The 20218-nt window shown below is 73.0% G+C and carries 10 protein-coding genes and 1 other RNA gene; 10 read left to right on the forward strand and 1 reads right to left on the reverse strand.

Annotation, left to right across the window (positions count from 1 at the left end; translation table 11 throughout):
• Positions 1 to 315: 315 nt before the first annotated feature.
• Complete coding sequence (locus tag DEJ21_RS09050; RefSeq protein ID WP_111224371.1) at positions 316 to 990, reverse strand: SDR family oxidoreductase; 675 nt, start codon at positions 988 to 990, stop codon at positions 316 to 318.
• Positions 991 to 1027: 37 nt separating this feature from the next.
• Here DEJ21_RS09050 and ffs point away from each other — a divergent pair.
• From ffs to DEJ21_RS09100, 10 genes are all read left to right on the forward strand, one after another.
• Positions 1028 to 1124: signal recognition particle sRNA small type (gene ffs / locus DEJ21_RS09055), an RNA gene on the forward strand.
• Between the two features lie 207 nt (positions 1125 to 1331).
• A complete protein-coding gene (locus DEJ21_RS09060; RefSeq protein WP_111224372.1) occupies positions 1332 to 8945 on the forward strand; it encodes a choice-of-anchor G family protein in 7614 nt (2537 codons plus the stop codon).
• A 164-nt stretch (positions 8946 to 9109) separates the two neighbouring features.
• The gene (locus tag DEJ21_RS09065; protein WP_111224373.1) at positions 9110 to 11890 is read left to right on the forward strand and encodes a DNA polymerase III subunit gamma and tau; all 2781 of its coding nucleotides are present in this window, start codon (positions 9110 to 9112) and stop codon (positions 11888 to 11890) included.
• Positions 11890 to 12489, forward strand: a complete 600-nt coding sequence (gene recR / locus DEJ21_RS09070) for a recombination mediator RecR (RefSeq protein WP_017888680.1) — start codon at positions 11890 to 11892, stop codon at positions 12487 to 12489. The genes DEJ21_RS09065 and recR overlap by 1 nt, the downstream gene beginning before the upstream one ends.
• A gap of 116 nt (positions 12490 to 12605) precedes the next feature.
• Positions 12606 to 13871, forward strand: a complete 1266-nt coding sequence (locus DEJ21_RS09075; RefSeq protein WP_111224374.1) for an aspartate kinase — start codon at positions 12606 to 12608, stop codon at positions 13869 to 13871.
• Between the two features lie 43 nt (positions 13872 to 13914).
• Positions 13915 to 14967, forward strand: coding sequence for an aspartate-semialdehyde dehydrogenase (locus DEJ21_RS09080; RefSeq protein ID WP_111224375.1), 1053 nt, complete (start codon positions 13915 to 13917; stop codon positions 14965 to 14967).
• A gap of 98 nt (positions 14968 to 15065) precedes the next feature.
• Positions 15066 to 16553 (forward strand): malate:quinone oxidoreductase, encoded by a 1488-nt coding sequence (locus tag DEJ21_RS09085; RefSeq protein WP_111224376.1) that lies wholly within the window; start codon positions 15066 to 15068, stop codon positions 16551 to 16553.
• Positions 16554 to 16611: 58 nt separating this feature from the next.
• The gene (locus DEJ21_RS09090) at positions 16612 to 17766 is read left to right on the forward strand and encodes an Rv2578c family radical SAM protein (RefSeq protein ID WP_111224377.1); all 1155 of its coding nucleotides are present in this window, start codon (positions 16612 to 16614) and stop codon (positions 17764 to 17766) included.
• A 170-nt stretch (positions 17767 to 17936) separates the two neighbouring features.
• Complete coding sequence (locus DEJ21_RS09095) at positions 17937 to 19157, forward strand: sensor histidine kinase (RefSeq protein WP_111224378.1); 1221 nt, start codon at positions 17937 to 17939, stop codon at positions 19155 to 19157.
• Positions 19154 to 20218 (forward strand): hypothetical protein (locus tag DEJ21_RS09100; protein WP_146247730.1); only part of this gene is annotated, 1065 nt, incomplete at its 3' end. The genes DEJ21_RS09095 and DEJ21_RS09100, both read left to right, overlap by 4 nt.

The raw sequence follows: 20218 nt of genomic DNA on the forward strand, positions 1-20218 counted from the left end.
GTGGGCTGGTGCGGGGTTGCCTGGTGGGTGCGCGCTTGCAGCGCGGCACGGGGCGCGGAAGTCCGCACGGGGTGAGTAGGTGCGCACGGTGCGGACGGGAGGCGCGGGGCGGGCTGGTTCCGTGCCTCCCGTCCGTCCGTGGGTCGCGTCCGGTGCACAGTGCGGGGATCGTCGGTGGGTGCGCGCTTGTGGCGCGGCACGGGGTGCGGAAGCTCGCACGGGGTGAGCAGGTGCGCACGGTGCGCGGCCCGGCACCTTCGGCGAGGAACTCGCACGGAGTGACGAAGCGCGCACGGTGCGCGCCGCGCGGGCGGGTCAGGTGAGCGCGTTCAGCGCCGCCGGGATCGGGGTGTCGCCGCTGGTGACCTCGAACTGCACGCCGACCGCGGCGTCGTCGAGCAGGGCGTGCAGGACGACGGTCGCGACGTCCGCGCGGGGGATCGATCCGCGCGGGACCGTCCGGCCGACGTGCACGGTGCCCTGCGGCGGCGTGTCGAGCAGGCCGCCGGGACGCACGATCGTCCAGCGGAGGCGTCGGGCCCGCAGGTTCGCGTCCGCCTCGGCCTTCGCCCGCAGGTAGACCTGGAACACCGCGGCGTCGTCCTGCGCGGGCACGACGGCGAGCTCGGGGTCGTAGGTGTCGGCCGCCATCGCGGAGATCATCACGTACCGCTGGATGCCGGCACGCTCGGCGGCGTCGGCGAGCAGGATCGCACCGTCACGGTCGACGGTGAGCTTCCGCTCGGCGCCGCTGTTCGGCCCGGCACCGGCGGCGAACACCACGGCATCCACACCGCGCAGGCGGAGCGCCAGGTCGTCGTCGCCGAGCTGCTCCAGGTCGGCGACGATCGCACGCGCCCCCTGTTGCTCGACGTCGGCCACGTGCGCGGGGTTGCGGACGATCGCGACGGCGTCGTGGCCGGCGTCGGTGATCTGGCGGGCGAGGAGCAGGGCGATCTGGCCGTGTCCTCCGGCGATGGCGATCTTCATGTGTTCGAGTCTGCCCGTTGCGTCCGGTAGACTTCTCGGCGGCTCCTCACGTGACGCCATCCAGGCCAACTCCCCCAGGGCGGAAACGCAGCAAGGGTAACCAGGCTCTGGCGGGTGCGTGAGGAGTCTTCTTCGTTCCGGGTCGAGTCGGCTCCCCGGTGTCCGCCCCCCGTTCGGGAGGTCTCGCGTCCTTTTTCGTCGATGCTTGCGGACAGCTTCCTGATCATGTGTAAAGATCTGCCTCAGGAATCCCCAACCAGGATTCCGACCCTCCACCGCCTCACCAGCGGTGGATTCCGAGGATCAGGTGGCGGGCGCGCCCGCCAGGAAAAGAGACACGCATGCGCAGGCACGCGTCGCTGCCCGGTACCCCCGTACCCTCCGCAGCGGACGAACGGACACGACGGATCACCCGCGCCGGCGGCCGAGCTCGAGGACGAGCGACGGACGACCGGCGGCTCCTCCTGCGCGGCGGCGTCATCGCCACGGTGACGGCGCTCATCGCCGCCACCGTGGCGATCCAACCCGCTGCGGCCGCCCAGACCGACGTCGCCGAGGCCGAGGGGCTGCTTCTGAGCGGCTCCGGCATCGTCAACGCCGACGCGGTCGCCCAGCTCGGCGGCGCGTACTCCGCGCGCGGCGCGACCTCGGGCGGCGGCACCACGAACCAGCCGCTCAACCTGACGGCGCTCAACGCGGTCGGGGTGAACCTCGGCAACGACGTCAACCTGCTCGGCCCGAACGGCATCCTGACCCTCGGCGTCGACGGTCAGTACGCCACGACCTCGGCCACGGGCGCGACCGCGTCGTCGGGGCTCCTGACGAACGACGGTGGCATCGGGGTCGGCACGGGGTCCGGCACCGGCGCGGCCACCGTGAACCTCAACCCGCTGTTCTCGCGCGTCGGCGCCGACACCACGGTGCTGTCGAACGCGCAGCTGCGGGTCGGGGCCCTGGCGTCCCGGATCCAGGCGACGCGCGGCACCACGGTCGGGACGACGACCGATTACCGGATCGCCGGCGCCGACCTGAACCTGACGAGCCCGGCGGTCGCCGGACTCAGCACCGCGCTGCGGAACGACCTGCGCACCCTGTCGGGCACGGTGAACTCCGCGGTCGGGGCGGGCGGCGCGCTGTCCGGCACGACCACGGCGCTGACGAGCGAGCTGCAGCGGCTCCTCCGCACGACGAGCCTCGGACTCGTGAACCTCAACGGCACGGCGGTCACCGCGACCGTCGACCTGAACCTCGACGACACCCTGACCCGCGTGCTGCAGCAGCCGCTCACGGACGGTGCGGTGACGATCACCCCCTCGACCGGTGCGATCACCGTCGACCTCGACCGGCTCACCACCCTGAACGGTCAGCCCGCGAACACGTCGGTGCTGACCGAAGCGGCCGTGAGCTCGATCAACCGGAGCATCACGACGATCCTCGGCACCCAGCTGCCGACGGCACTGCAGACCGCGGTCGTGAACACGATCAACTCGACCGCCGTGCGGGTGAACGTCACCGCGAACGTCAACCTCGCGGGCATCCCGCTCACCGCACTGGCCCTCCGCGCGGACACCACGCTCGGTGCCCTCGCCGGTACGTCGCCCGCCACCGCCACGGTGACGGCGACGGGCGGGCCCCTCGGCCTGAACGTGCTCGGCACCCTGCTCGCCCCGGCGGTCAACACCGTCGTCATCCCGGCGCTGCAGACCATCGTGCGTCCCCTGGTGACGGGCACGGCCCTGACGAACCTCGGCACGACGCTCACGGCGACGACCTCGGCCGTCTCCACCCTGCTGAGCCCCGTCGTGCTGCTGCTCCGTCAGGTCGTCGACCTCACCGTGAACGCGCAGGACACCACGGGCTTCCGCGACCCCCGCGGGTACGACACCGGATCGCGGAGCGTGCACGCCCTGCGGCTCTCCGTGCTCCCCGGGGCGAACGTCGCCACCGTTGATCTCGCCACCTCGACGGTGCGCGCCACGGCGTTCGCGGCTCCGACCATCACGGCACCCACGGCCGGACAGCAGTTCACCGTGCCGTCGGCGAGCTCGACCCGCAGCGTCGTCGTGAGCGGGGCCGGCGAGCCCGGTGCCGCCGTGGCCGTCAGCCTCGGCGGGGACCTGACCGGCACCGCGACCGTCGCTGCCGACGGGACCTGGACGACGACCATCGCGGACGTCCCCACCGGTGCGTACACCGCGACCGCGACCCAGACGGTCGGCGGCACCGCGGCCGGCACCGCGACGCAGGAGTTCTCCGTCGTCGCACAGCGCGCACTGACGATCACCACCCCGACGGCCGGTCAGACCTTCACCACCACGGGGGAGACCGCCCCGGTCACCCTGACGGGCACCGCGACGGCGAACGCGCGCATCGACGTCGACCTCGGCGGCGGCGTGACCGCGACGGGCACGGCGGACGACGCCGGCGCCTGGAGCATCACCGTTCCCGAGGTCCCGGTCGGCGAGCAGACGGCGAGCGTCACGCAGACCGTCGGCGACACGACCTCGGCACCCGTGACCCGGTCCTTCCGGGTCGTGGCCGCAGCCGGCCTGACCGTCGACACCCCCACGGCGGACCAGGACTTCCCGCTCGCTGGCGACACCCGGTCCGTCCCGTTCTCCGGCAGCGCACAGGCCGGTGCCCGCGTCGACGTCGACCTCGGTGACGGCCTGACCGCCACCACCCGCGCGAACGCCGACGGCACCTGGTCGACGAGCATCACGGACGTCCCGGCCGGGGAGTACTCCGCCGAGGTCACCCAGACCGTCGGCGGCACCACGAGCGCCCCGGTCACCCGGGACTTCACCGTGACGGCCGCCCCCGCGCTCACCATCGACGAGCCGGCCGACGGCAGCACCATCACCGTCGCCGACGAGCGCTCGACCACCCCGGTGACGGTGTCCGGCTCGGCCGCCCCGAACGCCCGGGTCACCGTCGGCATCGGTGGTTCCTTCACCGCCGCGGTCACCGCGGACGAGGACGGCGCCTGGACGACGACCTTCGCCGACGTCCCGGTCGGCGACCGCACCGCCACGGCGCGTCAGACCGTCGACGGCACCACGTCCGGCCCGGTCGAGACCACCTTCACCATCGAGGCGGGCGACCCGCTCGCGATCACCGCGCCCGACGACGGCGACATCGTCACCGTCCTCGACGCCGACACCACCACCGACCTCGACCTGGCCGGCACGGCCGAGGCCGGCGCCGAGGTGCGGGTCTCGCTCGGCGACGGGCTGACCGCCACCACGACGGCCGACGACGACGGCACCTGGACGCTGACCGTCACCGACGTCCCGGTCGGTCGGTACACGATCTCGGCGACGCAGACCGTCGGCGGGACCACCTCGCCGGCCGTCCGCCAGGTCGTCACGGTGCAGGCGGGCGCCCCGCTCGCCGTCACCGCTCCGGCGCAGGACTCCACCGTCACGGTCGCGACCGACGACTCCGTCGTCGACGTCACCGTGCGGGGTACCGCGCAGCCCGGCGCCCGCGTCGAGGTCGTCCTGGACGACGGTGACGCGGTGTCCACGACGGCGAACCCGCAGGGCACCTGGTCGGTGGTCCTCACCGACGTCGGCACCGGCGACCACACCGCGACGGTCACCCAGACCGTCGACGGTGCGACCTCGGCACCGGTCGACCGTGACTTCGCGGTCGAGGCCGGCGACGAGCTCGTCATCGTGGCACCGGGCGACGCCCAGCAGGTCCCCGCCGGCACCGGCGGCCAGGCCAACGTGGTCGTCCGCGGCACCGCGGAGCCCGGCGCGACCGTCGCCGTCACGATCGACGAGGGCGACCCCGTCGAGGTCGTCACGGACACGGCCGGCAACTGGGAGCTCCCGACCACGCAGCTCGGCATCGGCGAGCACACCGTCGAGGCCGTGCAGACCGTGAACGGCACCGACGGCCCGGTGGTCAAGCGTGACTTCACCGTGGTCCCTGGCAACGCCATCGTCATCGACACCCCGGCGAGCGGCGCACGCTTCGTCGTGGTCGACGCCGACGCCACCGCGACCGTCCGGATCACCGGCACGGCCGAGCCCGGCGCCGCGGTGACCGTCTCGGTCGGACCCGGCACCCGGTTCACCACCACGGCCGACGACGACGGGCGGTGGGCGGTCGACGCGACCGGTCTCGCCCCGACCGGCCTGTACACGGCGTCGGCCAGCCAGGAGGTCGAGGACGTCGTGACGAGCGCCGTCCCGATCACCTTCGAGGTCGTCACTGCCAACGCGCTGACGATCACCGGTCCCGACACGGACCCGATCACGGTCGCCGGACCGGACGTCGTGCGCGACGTCACGGTCCCCGGCACCGGCCAGCCCGGCGCCGCCGTCACGGCGACCCTCGCCGGCTCCGAGGACCAGGAGACGACGGTCGGTGCCGACGGCACGTGGTCGGTCACGTTCCCCGACCTCGGCGTCGACGAGCACCAGGTCGCGGTCACCCAGACCTTGGCCGGCGCCGTCTCCGACCCGCGCACCTCCGACCCGGTCGAGCGCACGGTCACGATCGAGGCAGCCGATGCCGTCACGATCACCGGCCCGGGGACCGACGCGGTCCTGCTCGTGCCGGACGCGGACTCGACGCGCGACGTCGTCGTCACGGGTTCGGCGGAGCCGGGCGCGCCGGTGACGGTGCGACTCGGCGACGACGAGGCGACCACCACCGCGGACGCGGACGGCGACTGGACGGTCACGTTCGGCGGGGTCGGTGTCGGCACCCCGACGCTCACCGCCAGCCAGACGGTCGGCGGGACCACCGCCTCCAGTCCGGACCAGACCGTCACGGTGCGGGCCGGGACCGCGCTCGCCATCGTGACCCCGGAGGACGGCGACGTCCTGACGGTCGCCGACACGTCCGGCACCGCCGACGTCGAGGTGACCGGTCGCGCGCAGCCCGACGCCGAGGTGACGGTCCGGCTCTCGACCGGCGAGACCGAGACGGTGACCGCGGACGAGGACGGCCGGTGGGAGACCACCTTCCAGGACGTCCCGGTCGGTGACCACCGCGTCACCGCGACGCAGGTCGTCGGCGGGCAGACCTCGACGCCGGTGACGGCGGCGGTGTCGGTCCGTGCCGGCGCCCCGCTCGTCGTGTCCACCCCGCGGGGTGCCACCACCGTCACGGTGGCGGACGACGACGCCACCACCGGGGTCGACTTCGCGGGCACCGGTGAGCCGGGCGCGACCGTCACGGTCGACCTCGGCGACGGCGGGACCGCCACGGCGACCGTGGACGAGGACGGCCGCTGGGCGACCACGGTCGAGGACGTGCCGACCGGTTCGTTCACGGCCTCGGTCACGCAGGCCCTGAACGGCACCACGAGTGCGGCGGTCGAACGACCGGTGTCCGTGGTCGCCGCCGCGGACCTCACGATCCGTGAGCCCGGCGACGACCCGATCACGGTGGCCGACGGCGACGCGACGACGACCGTGACGGTCGCCGGTGACGCCCAGCCCGGCGCCACGGTGACGGTCACCGTCGACGACCGCGACCCCGTCGAGGTCACCGCCGGTGACGACGGCTCGTGGAGCGTCGACGTGCCGGACCTCGGTGTCGGCGAGCACACCGTCGACGTGACGCAGACCGTGGACGGCTCGACCTCGACCACCCCGGTCGAGACGACGTTCGAGATCGAGGCGGGCGCGCCCGTCGTCATCACCGAGCCGACGGCCGACCAGGAGTACACGGTCGCCGACGGGGACGGCACGACGACGGTCGACGTCGCCGGCACCGCCGAGCCGGGCGCGACCGTCGTGGTCGACCTGGGCGACGGTCGCACCGAGTCGACCACCGCGGACGACGACGGCGCGTGGAGCGTCTCGGTCCCCGGTGTGCCGGCCGGCACCACGACGGTCAGCGTCACGCAGCGCATCGACGGCACCGAGTCCGCGCCGGTGACGGTGGACGTCCGCGTCCTCGTCGCCGACCCGATCACGATCGCCACCCCGGCGGACGGGACCACGATCCGGGTCGCCCAGCGCGACTCGGTCGTGACCCTCACCGCCGCGGGGGCCGCCGAGCCCGGTGCCGAGGTCCGTGTCACGATCGACGGCGGCGACGCCCGGACCGTGACGGCGACCGACGCCGGCACCTGGAGCGTCGAACTGCCGGACACCGCCGTCGGCGAGCACACGATCCGTGCGACCCAGACGGTCGACGGCTCGACGTCCGCGGCGGTGCGCAGCACCTTCACCGTGGCACCCGGTGCCGCGCTGACGGTCACCGCCCCGGCGGACGACACCACGTTCACCGTGCCGAGCACCGACCCCACCGCGACCGTCCCGGTCGGCGGCGAGGGCCAGCCCGGCGCGACGGTCCGCGTCGTCCTCGACGACGCCGACCCGGTCGTGGTCCGTGTCGGCACCGACGGACGGTGGGAGACCGCGCTGGTCGATGTCCCGGCGGGCGAGCACACGCTCGTCGTCACCCAGGTCGAGAACGACACGACGTCCGACCCGATCGAACGCGACGTGACCGTCGCGGTCGCCGCCGCGGACGCGATCGTCGTGACCAGCCCGGCCGACGGCACCGACTACCGGGTGCTCGGCGGTTCGACCGACGTCCGCGTGACGGGTACCTCGGCACCGAACGCCACGGTCTCGGTCCGCATCGACGACGGCACCGCGGTCACCACGACCGCGGACGACGACGGTGCGTGGTCCGTGACGGTGCGGGACGTCGCTGAGGGGTCCCACACGATCGCCGCCAGCCAGACGGTCGACGGAGCAAGCACCGACGCCCCGCAGGTCGGCTTCACCGTGACGGCCGCGACGCCGGTCGTCATCTCGAGCCCGACCGACGGCCAGGCGTTCCCGACCACGGGGTCGACGAGGTCGGTCCCGGTGAGCGGCACCGCCGAGCCGGGTGCGACCGTCACGGTCGACGTCGACGGCCGGACCGCCACGACGACCGCCGGCGACGACGGCTCGTGGACGGTCACGATCGGTGGCGTCCCCGTCGGGGAGCACACGGTGTCGGTGACGCAGACGGTCGGCGGTCGGACCTCCGACCCGGTGACCGCCGACGTCACGGTCGTGGCCGCGCAGGAGACGGGCATCGTCATCACGAGCCCCGACCCCGGGCAGCTGATCACGGCGGACGGGTTCGGTGACACCGGCTCGTTCACGGTGACCGGTCAGGCCACCCCCGGCGCCGCGGTGACGGTGACCCTGTCCACCGGGCAGGTCCGCACCACCACCGCCGACGACGAGGGGGCGTGGAGCGTCGCGTTCGAGCGCGTCCCCGAGGGGGAGTGGACGATCAGCGCCACGCAGTCGGTGAACGGCACGACCTCCGCGGCGCCGCAGGTGCCGATCGTGGTCGACACCCTGGAGCCGCTCGCGGTCACCTCGCCGACACCGGGTTCGCAGTACATGGCCGACGAGGACGGTGACCACGACCTGATGGTCACGGGCACCGCCGAGCCCGGCGCGACCGTCACCGTGCAGCCGATGGGCCGCGACGCGGTCGCCACGACGGCCGACGAGGACGGCACGTGGTGGGTCATGGTCGGGCTGCCGGTCGGCGGCCACATGCTGCGCGTCACCCAGTCGGTCGGCGGGTTCACCTCGCAGGCGCAGATGCTCCGCGTCATGGTCATGGACGATGCCGTCGACCCGGAGGAGCCGGGCACGCCCGGCACGCCGGGGACGCCCGGGGCCCCCGGAACGCCCGGGACCCCCGGAACGCCGGGTGCACCCGGTCTGCCCGGGACGCCGGGGACCGGCGGCGGCTCCGGCACCGGGACCGGCACCGGCACCGGCGGTGGCTCCGGGAACGGCTCTGGCACCGGGATCGGTGGCTCCGGCAACGGCACCGGTGCCCTCGCCTGGACCGGCGCGGACGTCGTCCCGATCGCCGGCACCGCGGCGGGCCTGGTGGCCCTCGGGTTCCTGCTGCTGGGGCTCTCCCGCCTCGCCGGCAAGCTCCGTCGCCGCACCCGCGGCTGAGTCCGCACCAGCGTCACACACCGCGCCTCCCGCCCGTCGACCAGACGGACGGGAGGCGCGGTGCCGTCCGGGCGCTCGGCCCACCGCCGACGGGTGGTCCGGCCCGGCAGGACGACCTGTGGACGGGCACGCGGGTTGTCGGTCGTGACGGCTACCCTTGTCGCGTGGTCACCGCCCTGTATCGCCGTTACCGGCCCGAGAACTTCGCCGAGCTGATCGGGCAGTCGCAGGTCACCGACCCGCTCCGCACGGCGCTCCGCACGAACCGCGTCAACCACGCCTACCTGTTCAGCGGGCCCCGTGGCTGCGGCAAGACGACGTCGGCCCGCATCCTGGCGCGCTGCCTGAACTGCGCCGAGGGCCCGACCGACACCCCGTGCGGCGTCTGCCCGAGCTGCGTGGAACTCGCCCGCGACGGCAGCGGTTCGCTCGACGTCATCGAGATCGACGCCGCGAGCCACAACGGTGTCGACGACGCGCGTGACCTGCGCGACCGTGCCGTGTTCGCGCCGGCTCGCGACCGCTACAAGATCTTCATCCTCGACGAAGCGCACATGGTGACGCCGCAGGGCTTCAACGCGCTGCTCAAGCTGGTCGAGGAACCGCCGGAGCACGTCAAGTTCATCTTCGCGACGACCGAGCCCGAGAAGGTCATCGGCACCATCCGGTCGCGCACCCACCACTACCCGTTCCGGCTCGTCCCGCCCGCGGTGATGCTCGAGTACATCGAGCAGCTCTGCACGCAGGAGTCCGTGTCGGTGGCCCCCGGCGTCCTGCCGCTGGTGGTGCGTGCCGGCGGTGGATCCGTCCGTGACACCCTGTCGCTGCTCGACCAGCTGATGGCCGGCAGCGAAGACGGTGCGATCGCCTACGAGCGTGCCGTGGCCCTGCTCGGCTACACCGACGCCGCCCTGCTCGACGACGTCGTCGACGCCCTGGCCGTCGCCGACCCGGCGTCCGCGTTCGCCGCGATCGACCGGGTCGTGCAGACCGGACAGGACCCCCGGCGCTTCGTCGAGGACCTGCTCGAGCGCCTGCGTGACCTGATCGTCGTCGCGGCGACGAACGAGAGCGCCGCCGCCGTCCTGCGTGGGGTCTCACCGGAAGAGCTCGACACCATGAGCCGCCAGGCCGGGGTCTTCGGTGCGACGGGGCTCTCCCGCTCGGCCGACATCGCGAACCGGGCCCTCACCGAGATGACCGGCGCGACCTCGCCCCGGTTGCACCTCGAACTCATGACGGCCCGGATGCTCGTGCCCGAGGCCGACGACACCCAGCGCGGAGCCCTCGCCCGGGTGGAGCGACTGGAACGTCGCGTCGGTGTCGGCGACGTCGGTGGACACGACGCCGGCACCGGCGAGCAGTCCGCTCCCGCCGTCGCCGCTGCACCGCGTCGTGAGCAGCCGGCAGCCGCGGCTCCCGCAGCGCCCGCTCCCTCCCTCGCCCCGACGCCCGCTCCGGCAGCGGCTCGTGCGACGCCCGAGCGTCCCGTCGAGCAGCCCGCCGCGCCGCAGGCCGACTCCGGAGCCGTGGCTCGTGACGCCGCAGCGTCGTGGGCAGCGGTCGCTCCGAGCACTCCTGGAGCGCCCGTCCAGACCTCGACCGAGCCCGCGAAGCCCGAGCCCTCGAAGCCGGATCCCTCGAAGCCGGAGCCCTCGAAGCCCGCGGCCGAGCCGGTCAGCCCGTCGTCCACCGGTCAGGGCACGACGATCGGTGACGAGCCCGCCGTCCGGACCGTCGGTGCCGTCGGCTTCCAGCAGATGCGTGACTCCTGGCCGCAGATCGTCGAGCACGTGCAGCACGCCAAGCGTTCGGCGTGGTCGGTGGTCGTCACGGCGCAGGTCACGGCACTCCGCGACGACGTGCTGACGCTGACGTTCCCGAGCCAGCAGGACGTCGCCTCGTTCAAGGAGATGTCCGACCCCTCGGCGAGCGTCAGCGAACTGCTCCGCGCCGCCATCGTGGACGTCCTCGGGCTCCGGGTGAAGTTCGTCGCCCGCGGGCCCGGACAGCAGCAGCGTCCCCAGCAGCAGCAGCAGCAGCAGCAGCAGTCGGCTCCGGCACAGCAGGCCGCACCGGCCCAGCGTCCGGCGCCCGCCGCCGCCGCGACTCCGGCGCCCGAGCCCGCAGCACCGGAGTCCCCGGCACCGGCGTCCGCTGGTGCGCCCACGCCGACGGCTACCCCTGCCGCCGAGCCGAAGGCCGCGTCGGCAGCACCCGAGTCGACGGCACCTCCTGCGCCGACGGCAGCTCCCGCGCCGAAGTCCGCGCCGGCGCCGAAGGCAGCGCCGACTGCGTCCGCCCCGCAGCGCGACCAGGCACCGGCCGAACCGGCCCCCGCTCCATCCGGTGCGCCGGTGACGGACTGGGCGGTCGCGACGATCCCCGCCAGCGACCCCACCGCCGACGCCGTCCCGGAGTCCGTCGAGCCCAGCTGGGCAGCACCCTTCGGCACCGTGCCGGCGTCCGCGCCGGTCGCCCCCGCCGAGACGAGCACGCCCCAGCCGGCCGAGTCGGCACCGTCGGCCGCACCCGCGCGACCGGGCGCTGCCACGGCCGGGCAGCCCGACCAGCCGACCGCCCCGGGTCCGCAGGCGGCGTCCGGAGCGGGAGCCGTGCCTCCCGGCGGTCCGGTCGTGCCGGGCGTCCCGGTCGACGACTACCCACTCGACGACGAACCGTACGACGACGGCGCCCCGTTCCCCGACCCGGGGATCGGACGCGGTGCAGCGCCCGCCGCCGCAGCCCCGGCAGCCGCTGCGACGGCAGCCCCGGTGCAGCAGCCCGCACCGCAGCGCGCGGCCCAGCCGGCCGCCGCACCCGCGCGCACCGCACCGCCCGCACGCCGGGCCCCGGTCGCCGGCCGGTACGGCGAGGCCGTCGTGCGTGAGATCCTCAACGCCCAGTTCATCGAGGAGACCGCTCTCCACCAGGACGGTGCCTGATGTACGACGGGATCGTCCAGGACCTCATCGACGAGTTCGGTCGCCTGCCCGGCATCGGCCCGAAGTCGGCGCAGCGCATCGCCTTCCACATCCTGCAGACCGAGTCGTTCGACCCGAGCCGACTGTCCGAGCTGCTCGCCGACGTCAAGGAGCGGGTCCGCTTCTGCGAGATCTGCGGCAACGTCACCGAGAACGTCCAGTGCAGCATCTGCCGCGACCCGCGCCGCTCACCGGCGACGATCTGCGTGGTGGAAGAGGCGAAGGACGTCGCGGCGATCGAGCGCACACGAGAGTTCCGCGGGCTGTACCACGTGCTCGGTGGGGCGATCAGCCCGATCGACGGCATCGGACCGGACGACCTCCGCATCCAGCAGCTCATGACGCGCCTGGCCGACGGCACCGTGGCCGAGGTGATCATCGCGACCGACCCCAACCTCGAGGGAGAGGCGACGGCGACGTACCTCAGTCGGCTGCTCGTCCCGATGGGCATCCGCACCACGCGGCTCGCGTCGGGGCTGCCGGTCGGCGGCGACCTGGAGTACGCCGACGAGGTCACGCTCGGTCGTGCCTTCGAAGGGCGCCGCGTCGTCGGCGGCTGACCGCCACGCAGGATCCTTGCGTCGGGGCCCACTCGCACGCAACATCCCCGAAACACCGACTACCATTGTGAGACCGCGTGACCTCGCGGTGTCGCCGTCTCCGGGAGTACCAGCCAGTGGCCTTGATCGTGCAGAAGTTCGGTGGTTCATCCGTCGCGGACGCCGAGAGCATCAAGCGCGTGGCGAAGCGGATCGTCGAGACGAAGAAGGCCGGCAACGACGTGGTCGTGGCGGTGTCGGCGATGGGCGACACCACCGACGAACTCGTCGACCTGGCGCACTCCGTCACGCCGATCCCGGCCGGCCGTGAGCTCGACATGCTCCTGACCGCGGGGGAGCGCATCTCGATGGCGCTGCTCGCGATGGCGATCAAGAGCCTCGGGGTCGAAGCGTCCTCCTACACCGGCAGCCAGGCCGGCATGCTCACCGACGCCCAGCACGGCAAGGCCCGCATCGTCGACGTCACCCCGAAGCGCGTGCGCGAGGCGCTCGACTCCGGCCACGTCGCGATCGTCGCCGGGTTCCAGGGCTTCAACCGCACCACGGGCGAGATCACCACGCTCGGCCGAGGCGGCTCGGACACCACGGCCGTCGCCCTCGCCGCAGCACTCGACGCCGACGTCTGCGAGATCTACACCGACGTCGACGGCATCTTCACCGCCGACCCCCGCGTCGTGCCGAAGGCCCGCAAGGTCGACCGCGTCACCAGCGAGGAGATGCTCGAGCTCGCAGCCTCGGGTGCCAAGGTCCTGTACATCCGCGCCGTCGAGTACGCCCGGCGGCACGGCGTCACCCTGCACGTCCGGTCCTCGTTCAACAACAACGAGGGCACCATCGTCTACAACCCTGCCGAGGGGGAAACCGTGGAAGAACCGATCATCACCGGGATCGCCGGAGACCTCTCCGAGGGCAAGATCACCGTCGTGGGGGTCCCGGACCAGCCGGGCAAGGCCGCCGAGATCTTCACCAACGTGGCACGCGCCGGGGCGAACATCGACATGATCGTCCAGAACGTGTCGGCAGCGTCGACCGGGCGGACGGACATCTCGTTCACCCTGCCGAAGGACCAGGGCCAGACCGTCCTGACGGCGCTCGAGGTCGCGAAGGTCGACATCGGCTACGAGAGCATCCAGTACGACGACCAGATCGGCAAGCTCGCCCTGGTCGGCGCCGGCATGCGCACGAACGCCGGCGTCTCGGCGCAGCTGTTCCGCGCCTTGCACGACGCGTCGATCAACATCGAGATGATCTCCACCTCCGAGATCCGCATCTCGGTCGTGACCCGTGCCGACACCCTGAACGAGGCGATGCGCGTCGTGCACAGCGCGTTCGGCCTCGACGCCGACGCCGAGGCCGTCGTCTACGCCGGCACCGGCCGCTGACGCCCGCCGACCCGTCGATCCGCTGAACCACCAGGAGCACCGCATGAGCACCCTCACCGTCGCCGTCGTCGGCGCCACCGGCCAGGTCGGCGCCGTGATGCGTCGCCTGCTCGAAGAGCGCGCGTTCCCGGCCGACCGGGTCCGCTTCTTCGCGAGCGCCCGTTCCGCCGGCACGACGCTGCCGTTCCGCGGCGAGCAGATCGTGGTCGAGGACTCCGAGCTCGCCGACCCGTCCGGCATCGACATCGCGCTGTTCTCCGCCGGGGCCACCGCCTCGCGGGCCCTCGCGCCGAAGTTCGCCGCCGCCGGGGCACTCGTCGTCGACAACTCGAGCGCCTGGCGCATGGACCCCGACGTCCCGCTCGTGGTGAGCGAGGTGAACCCGCACGCCATCGACCAGGCGCCGAAGGGGATCATCGCGAACCCGAACTGCACGACCATGGCGATCATGCCGGTGCTCAAGGTGCTCGACACCGAGTCCGGGCTCCGCCGACTCGTCGCGACGACCTACCAGGCGGTCTCGGGTTCCGGGCTCGCCGGGGTCGAGGAACTCCTGGGTCAGGCGAAGGCCGCGCTCGAGCAGGACACCGCTGCGCTGACGCACGACGGATCCGCCGTGACGTTCCCCGAGCCCGTCAAGTACGTCCGTCCGATCGCCTTCGACGTCGTGCCGCTCGCCGGCAGCATCGTCGAGGATGGTCTGGGTGAGACCGACGAGGAGAAGAAGCTCCGCAACGAGAGCCGGAAGATCCTCGAGCTGCCCGACCTGCTCGTCGCCGGCACCTGCGTGCGCGTCCCCGTGTTCACCGGGCACTCCATCTCGGTGCACGCCGAGTTCGAGCGTCCGCTGACGCCCGAACGCGCGACCGAGATCCTGTCGAGCGCACCCGGAGTCGAGCTCTCCGACGTCCCGACCCCGCTGCAGGCCGCCGGCCAGGACCCGGCGTTCGTCGGCCGCATCCGCGCGGACCAGTCCGCGCCCGAGGGCCGCGGCCTCGTGCTGTTCGTCAGCAACGACAACCTGCGGAAGGGCGCCGCGCTCAACGCGGTGCAGATCGCCGAGACGATCGTCGCGCGCCGCTCCGTCGACGCGTAGCGCGCCCCGGGCGCGACCAGCAGACGGACAGGAGGCCCGTGGCGACACCGCCACGGGCCTCCTGTCCGTCTGTCGGGTGCCGCCGGTAGGATCGACGGGTGGCAGAGCAGCAGGTGGACCCCATCGACGTCGTCCTGATCGGCGGAGGCATCATGAGTGCCACGCTCGGGGCCATCATCCACAAGCTCGAGCCGAGCTGGAAGATCCGCGTGTACGAGCGGCTCGGCACGGTGGCGCAGGAGTCCTCGAACCCCTGGAACAACGCGGGCACCGGGCACTCGGCACTGTGCGAGCTGAACTACACGCCGGAACTGCCGGACGGCCGCGTCGACATCGCGAAGGCCGTCACGGTCAACGAGCAGTTCCAGGTCTCGCGCCAGTTCTGGGCGCACCTGGTCGAGACCGGCGTGCTGCCCGAACCCACGAACTTCATCAACCCCACGCCGCACATCTCATTCGTCTGGGGCGAGGCCAACGTCGCCTACATGCGCGCCCGGTACGAGGCCATGCGGGACCACCCGCTCTTCGCGGGCATCGAGTTCTCGGACGACCCGGCGCAGATCCGGAAGTGGGCGCCGGCGCTCATCCCCGGCCGCAAGAAGGACCAGCCGATCGCGGCGACGTACTCGGCAGCCGGCTCGGACGTCGACTTCGGGTCGCTCACCCGCCAGCTCTTCGACCAGCTCGAGATCGACGGTGTCGAGTTCGAACCCTCGCACCAGGTCACCAACCTGACCCGCTCGAAGGTGTCCGAGGGCTGGGTGCTCAACGTGCGCAACGAGATCGGCCGGTCGACGCAGCGCATCGCGGCGAAGTTCGTCTTCGTCGGCGCCGGTGGCGGAGCCCTGCACCTGCTGCAGAAGTCCGGCATCCCGGAGATCCGGGGCTACGGCGGCTTCCCGGTGTCGGGTGAGTTCCTGCGCACCGACGACCCCGAGGTGGTGCAGAAGCACTCCGCCAAGGTCTACGGCAAGGCCAGCGTCGGTGCCCCGCCGATGTCGGTGCCGCACCTCGACACCCGCATCGTCGACGGTGGGTCGTCGCTGATGTTCGGGCCGTACGCGGGGTTCAGCCCGAAGTTCCTGAAGCAGGGCTCGGTCCTCGACCTGTTCCGCTCGATCCGCCCGCACAACCTCCGCCCCATGCTGAGCGTCGCGTTCTCGAACTTCGACCTGGTCCGCTACCTGGTCGGCCAGCTCCTGGCCTCGAAGCACACCAAGTTCGAGGCGCTCCGCGACTTCATGCCGAGCGCCGAGCCCGAGAACTGGCACCGCATCACCGCGGGGCAGCGCGTCCAGGTGATCAAGCCCGACAAGGACAAGGGCGGTGTGCTGCAGTTCGGCACCGAGGTCATCACCGCTGCCGACGGCTCGATTGCCGGCCTGCTCGGGGCGTCGCCGGGTGCCTCGACCGCCGTGCCGATCATGCTCACGATGCTGCGCCGCTGCTTCCCGGACCGGTGGGACGGCTGGCAGGACGACGTCCGCGCGATGGTGCCGACCTACGGGCAGGACCTCGGGGACGACCCGGCTCTGGCCGGCGCCACGCTCGAGCGCACCGCGAAGGTGCTCGGCCTGCACCACTGAGGCCTGTCGTGGTCCGCGCCGGTTTGCGGTCTGTTCGAACGTGTGTTCGAATGACGGCATGCGGTGGAGTGGACAGGCGATCGACGCCGAGCAGAGCGACGCGCTGCCCGGGATGGAATCGAACAGCGGGTTCGTCCGGAGCGTGACGACGCCCGAGTTCGCCGGGGTGACCTTCCACGAGGTCCTCGCGAAGAGCGCCCTGAACCGGGTGCCGAGCGCGGACGGGTCGGGCACGTACGGCTGGACGATCAACCCGTACCGCGGGTGCAGCCACGCCTGCGTGTACTGCTTCGCCCGCCCGACCCACACGTACCTGGAGTTCGACGGCGGCGCCGACTTCGACCAGCAGATCGTGGTGAAGACGAACGTCGCCGACGTGCTGCGTCGTGAGCTCGGCAAGCCCTCGTGGGACCGCCACCCGGTGGCGCTCGGCACGAACACCGACCCGTACCAGCGGGCCGAGGGGCGCTACCGGTTGATGCCCGGGGTGATCGAGGCGCTGGCGGAGTCGCGCACCCCCTTCAGCATCCTGACGAAGGGCACGCTGCTGCGCCGCGACCTGCCGCTGCTGGCCGAGGCGGCGAAGGTGGTGCCGGTCGACCTCGCGATGTCGATCGCCGTGTACGACGACTCGCTGCAGCAGTCGGTCGAGTCCGGCACCCCGACGACGTCGGCCCGGCTGGCGACCGTGCGGGCCATCCGCGACGCGGGGCTCGACTGCGCCGTGTTCCTGATGCCGGTGCTGCCGTACATCACCGACACCCGGGCGCACCTCGACGACGCCATCGGTCGGGCGACCGCGGCCGGCGCGACGAGCATCATGTACTCGGCGCTGCACCTGCGGCCGGGCGTCAAGCCGTGGTGGTTCGAGTGGCTCGGCCGCGAGCGACCCGACCTGGTGCAGCGGTACCGCGCGATGTACCTCGACAACACCTACGCGCCGAAGGACTACCGACGGTGGCTGTCGGAACGCATCCGCCCGATCCTGGCGGCGCACGGGGTCGGACTGGGGCGCGTGGACCCGGCGACGGGGTCGATGGGCTTCTCCGAACCGCGGACGCTGCGGCCGGGCGTGCCGCAGGGGCTGGGCCCGGGCGGGCCACAGGCGCTGCCGCAGGAGCAGTCGGTGCCGACGGTGTCACCGCTGAAGCGCGCGGACCCCGGGTTCGACCAGCGGCTGCTCCGGCCGACGGCGGCGCAGACGCTGTTCTGAGGGGCGTCCGTCCGGGTCGTGTCCGGTCCACGTTCGGGGGACAGCAAGACCCCGGTCCGGGCCGCTATCATCGTGCGGGTCGCCGCACGGCCCCGGATTCGGGGTACACGGCCGCTGCTCCGGTGGTTGGATCGTGGACGGCGCCCTCGCCACCCGGAAGGATCCACCTCGTGCTCGGCATACCCACGCACCTCGCACCGCGAGTGAACGCGTGGTCGACCGTGCGCGCCTTCCACGCCGGTGCCATCGGGTCCCTGTTGGCCGCGGCCATCACCCTCGTGCTCTACGGGCTGTCCGAGCCCGGGGTGCAGGTCGTCGGCACCGCGCTGGCGGTCGTCCCGATGCTCGCCATGATCGGCGTGCACGTGCAGTTCGGCTCCCGGGTCTCGGCGATCGCGTTCCTGGCGGTCGGCGGTGTCTGCGCCTGGTGGTTCGCCGTCGGGGTCCAGCAGCAGGTCCCGACCGGGTGGGTGACCTCGTACCTGATGTCCCTCGTCGTGATCCCGCTCATCCTGGTCGGGGGAGCCGGCGCCGTGCCGAGCCGCGTCGTGCTGTGGTCCTTCGTCGGCTTCCTGACCGGACGACTCGCCACGTGGATCGCCATCGTGCAGGCCGACCAGTCGCCCCGTCCGCTCATCCTCGCCTGGGTCACGCTGGGCTTCGTGGTCGCGCTCGTGCTCTTCACGACCCGCAGCACGGGGCGGAGCGAACGGGTGCAGCCCGAGCTCCTGCGCTCGGCGCGCGAAGAACACGTGTCCGCCTACCGCGCCGGGGTCGAGGCCGAGGCGTCCGCGATCCTGCACGACACCGTGCTCAACCACCTCGGCGCGATCGCCCTCGCGCCGGACGGCCCGATGGACCCGCACCTCGCCGAGACGGTCGACGCCGACGTCGCGGTGCTCACCGGCAAGGGGTGGCTCGCGCCGGCCGCCCGCCCGCGTCCCGGGGCCGCGGCCGAGGCGTTCGGCACCATGGTAGACGAGCACCGGACGCTCGGACTCGACGTGACCGTCTCGGGTGACACCTCCGCGCTCGAGCGCCTGGACCAGCGTGCGCTGTCGGCGGTCGTCCGGGCCGTCGGCCAGTGCCTGGCCAACGTGCGGAAGCACGCGGGGACCGACGCCGCAGAGGTCAGCGTGTTCGACGACAGCGCGTCCTGCACCGTCATGGTCGTCGACGACGGTCGTGGGTTCGACGAGGACGCCACCGGAGCCGACCGGATGGGCCTCCGCGGTTCGGTGCGAGAGCGGATCGGCCGGGTCGGCGGTGACGTCCAGATCTGGTCGTCGCCCGGTTCCGGCACGAGCGTGATGATGACCGTGCCGTACGGACCCGTCACCGGCGCGGTCACCGTGCCGGCGGTCAGCGACGGCCGGGGGACCGAGCGATGAACGCGATCCGGCAGCGGCTCGGGTCCGGTCCGGGGCCCCGTCGCACCGCGCAGCAGTACGACCCGCTCGGCGCGATGGGGTCGCGACCCCTGGCCGTCGTGCTCGGGGCCGGCAGCGTCGTCTGGGCCCTGCTCGTGTCGATCTTCGACCGCGACGTCGTGGGCAGCCCCACGCTCAGCGCCCTCACCGTGCTGCTCGTCGCGGCCTCGGCGGTGGTGGTGCTCGCTGCCTCGAGCCCGTTCCGTGCGCCGTTCCCACGGTCGGCGTTCGTCGCGCACGTCGGGTTGCTCGGCTTGGCGTCGGTCACGAGCGTCGCGGCGCAGTGGGGGCCGGACCGCAGTGCCCTGAACGACTTCATGTCCCTGATCACCGCGACCGGCATCGTCATGGTCGCGCCGTACCGCCCGTGGACCGACCTGACGATCGGCGGGTTCGTGCTGGCCGCGGTGAACGCCGTTACCTGGGGCGCGGGCGCCGCGGAGTTCCCGCACGAGGTGCCGGTCGCCGTCGCGGCGTTCCTGGCCGCGGCACCGACGCTGGTGCTGACCGCCGCGTCCGCGGTGTTCGCCTGGACCTTCGCGGGGCTCGCCGAACGGGTGCAGATCCGTGCCGGGTCGTACTCCGTCGCACGCGCCGAGCGGGACGGCATCGCGGCGAGCGTGCAGCAGGACCGCTCGACGATCCTGTCCCGCGACGTCGCCCCGTTCTTCGCCGAGCTCCGCACACGCGACGTCATCACCGACGCCGACCGTGCCCGTGCCCGCGCGATCGCCGACGGCATCCGGGCGTCCATGGTCGCCGACGCCGATCGCACCTGGTTCGAGCACGCCATCCGGGTCGACGGCGGCCAGGCGCCGGTGGTCGACGACCCCGACGGCCTCATCGCGACGCTCGACACCGACCAGCGGGCGGTCGTCCGCACCTTCGTCCGTGCGGCCCTCCGTGCCTCGACCGTCGACCCGGCCGGCTTCCGCGCGACGGTGCGACGAGCCGACACTCTGGCGGACCCGGCACCCCAGGCCCGCCCCGCGGGGGCCGCGGGCAGCCCTGGCGGCCCGACC

It is taken from the genome of Curtobacterium sp. MCSS17_006, from assembly GCF_003234215.1.
GTDB lineage: Bacteria > Actinomycetota > Actinomycetes > Actinomycetales > Microbacteriaceae > Curtobacterium > Curtobacterium flaccumfaciens.

Coding starts and splice junctions, on each gene's coding strand:
- DEJ21_RS09050 (WP_111224371.1), bottom strand. CDS start 990: ATGAAGATCGCCATCGCCGGAGGACACGGCCAGATCGCCCTGCTCCTC.
- DEJ21_RS09060 (WP_111224372.1), top strand. CDS start 1,332: ATGCGCAGGCACGCGTCGCTGCCCGGTACCCCCGTACCCTCCGCAGCG.
- recR (WP_017888680.1), top strand. CDS start 11,890: ATGTACGACGGGATCGTCCAGGACCTCATCGACGAGTTCGGTCGCCTG.
- DEJ21_RS09080 (WP_111224375.1), top strand. CDS start 13,915: ATGAGCACCCTCACCGTCGCCGTCGTCGGCGCCACCGGCCAGGTCGGC.
- DEJ21_RS09090 (WP_111224377.1), top strand. CDS start 16,612: ATGCGGTGGAGTGGACAGGCGATCGACGCCGAGCAGAGCGACGCGCTG.